The sequence below is a fragment of the Steroidobacter sp. genome (assembly GCF_016790065.1).
GTDB lineage: Bacteria > Pseudomonadota > Gammaproteobacteria > Steroidobacterales > Steroidobacteraceae > Steroidobacter.
The window spans coordinates 1-2,379 of sequence record NZ_JAEUPY010000835.1 but is presented as its reverse complement, the minus strand read 5'-3'; the positions used below and the strand labels follow the sequence as shown (position 1 = coordinate 2,379).

General features: G+C 61.6%; 1 protein-coding gene. It reads right to left on the bottom strand.

Annotated features, from left to right (window positions below; translation table 11 throughout):
- Window positions 1-133: 133 nt before the first annotated feature.
- The coding region (locus tag JNL55_RS33500; RefSeq protein ID WP_293865091.1) for a translocation/assembly module TamB domain-containing protein at window positions 134-2,379 on the bottom strand (2,246 nt) is incomplete at its 5' end.

The following is a 2,379-nucleotide window of genomic DNA, read 5'->3' as shown; positions in this document are numbered from 1 at the left end:
TGCGGCGGAGATCGTCGCGCACATTCCGAACTGTCGCGGTCCCATCGCGATTCCGGAGTCGCATCATCACGTGATGTTGGATCGGCCGTTGTCGCTGGTGGCGACGTTGCGAGCGCTGCTGTACTGACTTGCGTTATTGCTCGATGGTGTATTCGAAGTCGGCGCTTTGGTTTTCGCCGGCTTCGGTCTTGAATACCCACTTGTCGCTGATGGTGTAACGCAGTTTGAGTGTGTTGATGGATTCCGTCAGCGAGATACCGTAGCTGATGAATAAGCGCGGCGACAGGAATTTGCCCAATACCAGCGCCGTGTTGGCGGAACCGTCGCTATCCAGTGAGCTCTCGACGCCGACTTCTTCCAAGCCCAAGCGACGCCCGAGTTGCGAAGCTAACAAGCCGCCGCCTTGCATGGTGAGCGTGTCGCGCGCTGAGGCCATGGTGGCAGTGTCGGTGCCGGTCACGGAGTCTGGTGCTTTGCCGGTCAACAGATAAGTGACGATCTGAGTCTGCGGCATGGTGGGATCGGAGAAGAACGACAGTCGCGGCTCTTGCAGCGTGCCGCGCACGTTAAGGCCCACCGTCACCGTTTCGATCTTGCGGCGGGCTTCGATGTCCAGACCCGGATCGTCCAGCGGCGAAGCTTCGAACAACAACTGACCTTTGCTGATTTCCAGTTTCTGGCCATAGGCTTCGTAACGGCCGTCGATCACGCTCAGTTCGCCGCGGCCGACGGGAATTTCGCCAGTGTGCACCGTGGTGCCGACGGCGCCGCCCAGTTTCCCCTGCAAGCCGAACGCGTCCACACGCACGTCGTCGCCGATGGATACTTTGATTTCGCTGTGGACCGTGGTGCGGCCCGAGCGTTCCGCTTCGGTCTCGTGCGTGTAGCGAGCGTCATCCGAAGCGCGGACTGCGCCGGTGAGTTGATTCGGCTGCACGCGAGCGCTCGGAATCAAAACGTCGCCGACCACGTCGACTCGATTGTTGTCGATGGAGAAGCGCAGATCGGGCGAAGCCACCACGCGATACTCGGGCAAGTCCGCGACCAGCAAGTTCTCGCCGCGCAAATGTAAGTCGCCGCGCGATTTGCCGTCCTGCCAAGCGAAGCGACCGTCGGCTTGCATCGAGCCGTCGCCGGCCTTGCCGGTGCCCCGGAATTCCAAGCCGTTACTGGCGAGGTCTGCGACCACATTCAACTGACGCAAGGCGAAGTTGACTCGATACGAATCCAGCTCGCCGTTGGCCAGCTCGACGCGACCGTTGATCTCCGGCTCGGCAAGCGTGCCGCCGATGGTCGCGTTGGCGGTCAGCAGACCGGCGGCGTTGTCGACCTCCGTAAATAGCAACGGAAGAATGTTTGCATCCGCGGCGCGGGCACGCATGTCGCCCGTCAGCGGCAGATGGATCAGATCGTTGCTTTCGTTACGCTCCAGATGAGCGTTGGCGAATAGAAACGTATCGGTGAAGGCTTGCACACCGAACGAGAAGTCGATGCGATCGGGCTTGGCGGTGGCGGCCAGACCGCCGGTGCCCAGATTCAATGTTTCAGGTTCGGCGCCTTGCGGGCGATAGACGATGGCGGCATCGATGATGCGCATACCGGCCTCGCCCTGCCACGGCTGATTGGGTGCTCCGTACGCATGCACGCGACCTTCGATACGTCCGCCGTATTCCGCCTCTTCACCGGCAGGTGGCAACAACAGCGCCAACGGAATTTCGTAGCCCGACACCGTGCCTTCCCAAGCCCCTGCACGTTGCCACTGACCGCTCGCGCAGATACGCCCGGCGCCGGCGATCAAACAGAAGTTCTCCAACTGCGCGTTGTCGCTCGACGCCATGATCTTGGCCGGCTCGGCGATGGAGATTTTGTCGTCGGCTTTGCCGGTGACCAGCTTGGTGGTGGTGACCGTCGCGTTCCAAACCTTTTGATCGTAAGTGCCGGTGATTTGCATCTCGGCACTCGGTGGCGTGTCGCGCGGCGTAGGTGCAGCGCCAGTCACGTTCATGCTGATTCGATGATCGAGCGCGGTACCTTCGCCGCTCAGCTGCATGTTCTCGATGATCGGCTCGCCCGCGCCCAGCGCCCGTGCGGAAGCAACCAGTCGCGACGGTGACTTGCCGCTCGCGTCGATGTCGCCATTGATGGTGAGCTGACCCGCCTGCCATTGCTGATACTTGATGTCGTGCGCATCCAGATCGCCGGTGATGTGCAACGACTTGAGCGGGCCGCTGGCCTGACCTTTGGAGACGATCTTGCCGCTCGCTTTGGGCAACAGCCGATCCAGCGACGGAACATTCAACGACCAGTTGGCCTCGACCGTGTCCTTCCACATGCCATCGAGCGCAAGACGTGCATCGGCGAGTCCCAAGTGCGCGCCGC